Origin of the sequence: Okeania sp. SIO2B9 (genome assembly GCF_010672505.1) — a bacterium.
GTDB lineage: Bacteria > Cyanobacteriota > Cyanobacteriia > Cyanobacteriales > Microcoleaceae > Okeania > Okeania hirsuta.
Genome location: NZ_JAAHGK010000293.1, coordinates 1 through 6636, shown reverse-complemented (window position 1 = coordinate 6636; position 6636 = coordinate 1). Strand labels below are relative to the sequence as shown.

The window sequence follows — 6636 nt, the reverse complement described above, 5'->3', positions numbered from 1 at the left end:
AAATAGGTTATCTTTATCCCCATACAGCATCTAGCAGGATGGAAAAAATTCGTCGTCTATTCAATCGCGCCTATCCTTCTACTGAAGAAGTGGCCATGTTACGCGGAATGATTAGGCAAATGAATTGGGCACTTTCTAATCATTGTGAAAATGATAGTTAATCTATTTTTTCTGGGTATTCTTTAATAGAGTTGTCGCTAAATAAAGGGAAAAAATCACTCTAACCTAGACAGAGCAATAAATACAAGCATTTTTGCATAATAATAGCTACAATCCTTACAGAACAAGGTTTTTGGGATTTTTTTAAGTTATAAAGCGACATTTTTAAGTTATAAAGCGACAAGTCCAATATATAAATAAATGGCTGAATAGAAATATCTGAGAACCAAGTTAGAGATGCTTGTGAAAATCTTCTGGATTTATCTGTAAAGTGTTTTTTTGTCTAGAATAGTCAAAATATAGTTACGACTTGCGCTAAAGTAATAGATAACTTACCTAAATTATAGGCGATCGAGCAAAGTTAATCTGAGATTAAGTTAGTTTTCTAGTTCTAACCAATCTAACTCAATATTAATAATATTAATAATGTCACAACCCGTGAGAAATCAAATAATTATCTATATTTTCTCTTGGTCTTAAGTTTTTTCCCTTGATATATTAGTTATATGACTTTTGACTTTTGTGAAATGGAATAAATTAATATACCTCTTGAAAACTGAAAGTCCAATAAATTTTCATGCAGAAATAGTCAATTTTTGTTGATTTTGATTTACTTCTGTTAGATAAACAAAATTATAGTTATAAATTAAGGTATTTGGAGTGGTTCAGAGATTTCCTAGTCCATCAATTCTTTCAGTAGTATCATCCCCTACTAGGCCAGATTCTCAATCGAAGCAATCTAGTAGTAGACAACAAAATCATCCCGTACAACCGCAGCTACCCCTCAAAAGAAAGCGTAACGTAGCTAAATTTCCTCTACCACCTTCTGAGGAACCTTATCTTAGGTCTGTCCCCCCAAGAAAGAAAGTTGTTCCCCCTAGAACCTTAAAAACAGAAGTTCCTAGATTTCAATCTCACAGAGCTAAACGTAGTCGAAGAGATGAACTGGCTAGATTAAGATCCATCGCAGAACAACAACCCAAAACATCTACTCGACCCCAAAAACGGCTAGAAAAAGCCCAATCTTTTATTTCTCAGCCACCACTCCAAAAAAAGTCCCCACTCACAAGTCGTAAACGCTCTGTGTCTTCTTCGGTAGTGTTGTACACAACTCGGATGTTAATTTTGGGTATGGGAATAGCGGTAATTAGTGGAACATTGCTATCAATGTTGAAACCTGGAAGTAGTTCTAGTGTCCTTTCTCAAGCAGCAGATATAGAACCAAATCAAGAATGGAAATCTCCCTCCATTGTACCTTTAGCAGTACAACAAACTAGAGAAATTACAGCTTTGAAAACAGAGCTAGATACAGTCATCGCAGAATATCCAAAACTCACCCCAGGAATATTCCTGATTGATGTTGATACTGGTGCTTATCTAGATATTAATGGAAATGTCGCTATTGCAGCAGCTAGTACCATTAAGGTGCCAATATTAGTAGCTTTTTTTCAAGCTGTGGACCAAGGCCGCATCAAACTAGATGATATGTTGACAATGGAGGAATCTCATGTAGCTGAGGGTTCGGGAGATATGCAGTTTCGCAGACCTGGTACTAAATATACGGCTTTGCAAACAGCGACAAAAATGATCGTGATTAGTGATAATACCGCAACCAATATGTTGATTGAAACACTTGGTGGATCTGAAGTTTTGAATCAGTTGTTTCAGAGTTGGGGTTTGAAGAATACTACTATTAATGACTCCTTACCAGACCTCTCTGGCACTAATACAACAACTCCCAAGGATTTGATAAATTTAATTTCACAGGTAAATCAAGGTGGGTTGGTATCTCTAAAGTCTCGCGATCGCCTGTTTAGAATTATGGAAAGGACTAAAAATGATTCATTGTTACCTCGGGGCATAGGTAGAGGTACTATTATTGCTCACAAAACAGGTAACCTGAAGTCCGTATTAGCAGATGTGGGTATGATTGATTTGCTCAATGGCAAGCGCTATCTATTGGCTGTATTGGTGAAACGCCTAGATGACGAACAAACTGCCGTAGACTTGATTCGCGATGTATCCAAAAAAACTTATCAATATCTTGAATCTTCAGAGCAATAGTTGTTTGTTATGTAAGTAAGATATTACAAATAAGTCTTCTAGGTGTTCTACAAATTGCTATATTTCGCTAACTTAGGGTTTGCTGAATAAGTCTTTTGGTATGGGGTAGGAGTCAGTCCTCAGGAAGACCAAGCCAGGAGGAATAGGGAATTTAGAGGAGGGAGTCGGATATTTTATCCCTTGATTTTTCTACAATTATTCTGCCTTTTATCCTAACTTTTTAGTCGCTCAAGCTTAAAAAGTTGCACTTTTTTTCGGTGTAAAAAAGCTAAAACCTTTACCTGTCAGTGCTTTTAGATTTAATCAGCAAGCCCTAACTAGTGTTATAGAATTATTGAGGGAAAATTAGTATAAAAAGAAGGTATAACACTGTGAATACAGGTTCGGATGTTTTAATATTCTCTTGCATCGTGCGTTTTCCCTTTCAACTTTCTATTTAAAACTTTGGCGATCGCTTATTTTACGGAAGAAAAGATATAGCGATCGCTGTTTTTATAGCTTAATAGAGTTGTCCTTATATATCTCTAAGTTCTCTGTAATTAATTGATAATTGCTAAAGTAAAGAGGTATGCGATCAAAATCAAAGAAAAATGACTCAGACTGCTTATAGATTCTACCTGAAGATTCAACAAGTTGAAAAAGTCTGCTTATTTGAACTTGCCTGGGGTAGAGGACAACAATTAAGTGTAACTATTCCTTATCCTGAAAACCTTACCATATTTTATCAAGATTGGCAAACAAAATATCTAAGTTTTTATCATAGAGCTTTACGAGGAAGGGTAGTAAGTACAGGAACAATAATCAGACAAGTTGATTGGGAACAAAAATTGGTCCAAGCAGAAGCAAAACTTCTGTGTGAATTTCATCGTTGGTTAAGACACGAAGAACTGTTTGAAATTAGAGCAATTATTGCTCAAGCAGCCAAACAAAAAACAGAAAATTTCCTACCATCACAGCACAACACTCATGTACCTACTATTGACATATTTTTAACTTGTAACTGCCAAGAATTATGTCGTTTACCCTGGGAAGTATGGGAAATTACAGAATTTGCTGCATCCAGTAAAATTAGAATAGTCCGCCAACCTATTAATATCCACGATACACCAGTCAATTATCAATCCAAACCCTGTCGAGGTAAAGCTAGGGTATTAGCAATACTGGGAGATGATACAGGTTTAAATTTCCAGGTAGATAGAGAAGCAGTAAAATCATTATCCCCAATAGCAGAAGTAGAGTTTGTGGGTTGGCAACCTCATGAGCGTCAAGCACAGCTAAAAGACAAAATTGTCAAAGCAATAAAAGACGAACGTGGGTGGGATATCTTATTTTTCGCAGGACACAGTAATGAAAATCTGAATACAGGAGGGGAACTAGCGATCGCTCCAGGGATATCTCTATCCATGATCGAAATTGCTCAATCCTTAACTATAGCCAAACAGAGAGGTTTACAATTTGCCATCTTCAATTCCTGTAGTGGTTTAAGCATCGCTAACACCTTGATAGACTTGGGTTTAAGTCAAGTTGCCGTCATGCGAGAACCTATTCATAACCAAGTCGCCCAAGAATTTTTAGTGCGCTTTCTACAAAGTTTAGCCGAATACAAAGATGTTCACGAATCATTATTATCAGCGTGTCAATTTTTAAAGTTAGAGAAAAATCTCACCTATCCTAGTACATATTTAATACCGTCTTTGTTTTGCCACCCGGATGCTCCACTATTTTGTCTTCAACCATCTAGAATTAAAGACAAATGCAAACGGTGGTTACCTAGCAAACAAGAAGCGATGGCGCTCGGTTCATTAATTTTATGCAGTTGGCAATTATCAACTCAAAGCTTTTTAATTGAAAAGCGAGTATTAGTGCAAGCTATGTATCGGCAATTTACCAATCAACCTGATAGCAAAAATTCGCCTCCCGTGCTATTAGTTGAAATCGACGAAGAGTCCATCAAAAAAGCCAAAATATCCGATCCTAGACCTATGGATCGTAGCTATATAGCCAAAATCATCGATCGACTAACATCTATAAACGCCAAAATCATTGGTGTTGATTATCTATTAGATCGCCATCAACCAAAAAACGACCGACAACTAGCTCGTACTCTGCGCTCATCCATAAAAAAACAAAATACTTGGTTTGTTTTAGCGACATCTCGTAATCTAGCTGGTAGTTGGTTTGAACCCTTGCCAGAGTTAGCATCTCCAAATTGGCAACTACAGGGAGATACTTTTGTTGTCGGTTATGACAGTTACGTTACCCATTTTACACTGCTACCAAGGCAATATTCTAGCAAGAGACCATTGCCCTTTGCTTATTGGTTAGCAGTTGCTCACCGGTTAAACTTTGAACAATCTGGGGAGTTGCTTCAACCTCAGATTAATTCTTCAGAGAGTTGGGTATCTCAAGTGAAAAATCATATTAATCAGACCACAGGTGAATATGGATTTTTGGATTTATTTTCCAATTCATCTCGCTTACAACCTTTAACTAAATTTTCCTATAAATTAGGGCAAATGTGGATGCATCCAATTATAGATTTTTCTGTTCCCCCAGAAGCAGTTTTTCAACGTTTACCTGCTTGGCAACTTTTGGAGAGTAATGATTCCCCATTATTACCACTAATTACACTAGATAAACGTCCATCAATAGTAATTATTGCTGCTAGATATAAAGATGCAGGATTAGTTGCTCCAGGAGGAGACAATTTTCCTTTACCTGCTGCTGTTGGTTTCTGGCGCTCTCAACATCCTGCAAACCCCAGTACAGTATTTACTGGAGGGGAAATTCATGCTTATATGGTTCATCATTTGCTCAATCAAAGATTAGTTATACCTATTCCTAATTTATGGTTAATTGTATTAGCTGCTTTGTTAGGAAAAGGAACAGTATTAGTATTAGGGAATAGTACTAATACTCAAAAACAAGAAATTATTCTGTTATTGTTTTTATTAACTTTAATTTATGCACTGGCGAGTCTACAAATTTATATTTCAGCAGCAATTTTATTACCTTGGTTGTTACCTAGTCTAACATTTTGGATTTATATCTTTTTATATTTGATTAACCGTAAGTCACGTTATTTTAATTGAGGTTTTATATGATTTTGAAAAAAAATATTACAAATGGTGTAGGGAAGGAAAAAAGACAGAAAATATAATAAAAAAATCAATCAATTCGGGTGAAAAGCTAAAGACGTTACCCAACCAGAATGCTGTTGAAGAATACGAGGTGGTTGATAGCTATTGATATTCCACAAACGAATACTTCTGTCAGCACTTCCACTAGCCATAGTTTTACCATCGCTACTTAAAGCAACTGCCCAAACCTTATCCTGATGACCATTAAAAATACGTTTGAGTTTTCCTGTTTCTAGTTGCCACAACCGAATAGTTTGATCGGCACTCCCACTAACCACATTTTTTCCATCGCTGCTAATAGCAACTGCAAAAACTGAGTCTCCATGACTGGTAGGAGAGTTGGGAGCAAAAAAAGTGTGACAATGTTGTTTTGTCTCTATATTATATGTGGTGATTTTTCCGTCGAAGTCTCCGCTAACGAGTATGGGAGTCTTGATATTAAGAGCGACAGTTTGTACTTCCTGTGAATATCCGAAAAAAGTGTAGAGACGTTTACCAGTTTTGATATTCCATAAGCTGACTGAGCGATCGCTACTTGCTGTGGCAAAAGTTTGACCATCTCCACTAACAGTCACAGCATTAATTGAGGCGGTATGTGCTTTGATAACTTTTGTACATTTCCAAATTAATTTTTGCTGCGGTTGTAGCTCCGAAGTTTCTGTGGGTGAGGTAGAAAAACTTGATTTATTTTGGCAACCTATATTTTTCTTCAGTTGTGTCAACTCTGCCTCTATTTCCAAATCAGTAAATTTTTGCTTTGCCACAGTTTCAGTCAAGACAAAATCCAATTCAACCATGGTTTGATTATAAGCTTCTTGCCACGAAACTCGATCTAAAAATTTCCCCTCCATCTGCTCAAAAATAGCAAAAGAATCAACTATTCGGTTTTGTGGGGATGAGTTAATCGCTTGAAAAAATCCATAAAGACCAAGACCAACTACTCCACCAAAAGTTGCCATTGCTCCCATACCAACACCAAAAGCAGTCCCCCCAACTCCCAAACCTATACCACCAATAGTAGAAGAAAGAGTAACTCCTCCATAACTACCCATACCAATAAAACCAATAGCAGTGGGGTCTGATTCTGTGATAGCTTTGACCGCTCCATAAGTTGCTGCACCGACAACTGCACCTGCACCGATAATAGGAGTTGCGCCGATGCTGATACCTCCAAAACTACCTATTAATCCAATATTGCCGACTGTGGTAGAAAAGGTTGCGCCAGTTGTTGCGCCTATGGATATATATGGAAGACTTTCAGGTAAATTTTTGA

The 6636-nt window shown here is 37.0% G+C and carries 3 protein-coding genes and 1 pseudogene; 3 read left to right on the top strand and 1 reads right to left on the bottom strand.

Annotated elements, in window-relative coordinates; all coding sequences use genetic code 11:
* The 3 genes and pseudogenes from F6K13_RS12455 to F6K13_RS12445 form a co-directional block, all read left to right on the top strand.
* Window positions 1-161: pseudogene (locus F6K13_RS12455) on the top strand (RNA methyltransferase); the annotation flags it as partial.
* Window positions 162-819: 658 nt separating this feature from the next.
* Entirely contained in the window at window positions 820-2223 is a 1404-nt protein-coding gene (locus tag F6K13_RS12450) for a serine hydrolase (RefSeq protein ID WP_124143600.1), read from the top strand.
* Window positions 2224-2813: 590 nt separating this feature from the next.
* Window positions 2814-5315 carry a CHASE2 domain-containing protein gene (locus F6K13_RS12445; protein WP_124143599.1) on the top strand — a complete coding sequence of 834 codons (2502 nt, stop codon included), beginning with the start codon at window positions 2814-2816 and terminating at the stop codon, window positions 5313-5315.
* A gap of 80 nt (window positions 5316-5395) precedes the next feature.
* Here F6K13_RS12445 and F6K13_RS12440 read toward each other — a convergent pair.
* A partial coding sequence (locus F6K13_RS12440) for a WD40 repeat domain-containing protein (RefSeq protein ID WP_287287514.1) occupies window positions 5396-6636 on the bottom strand: 1241 nt, incomplete at its 5' end.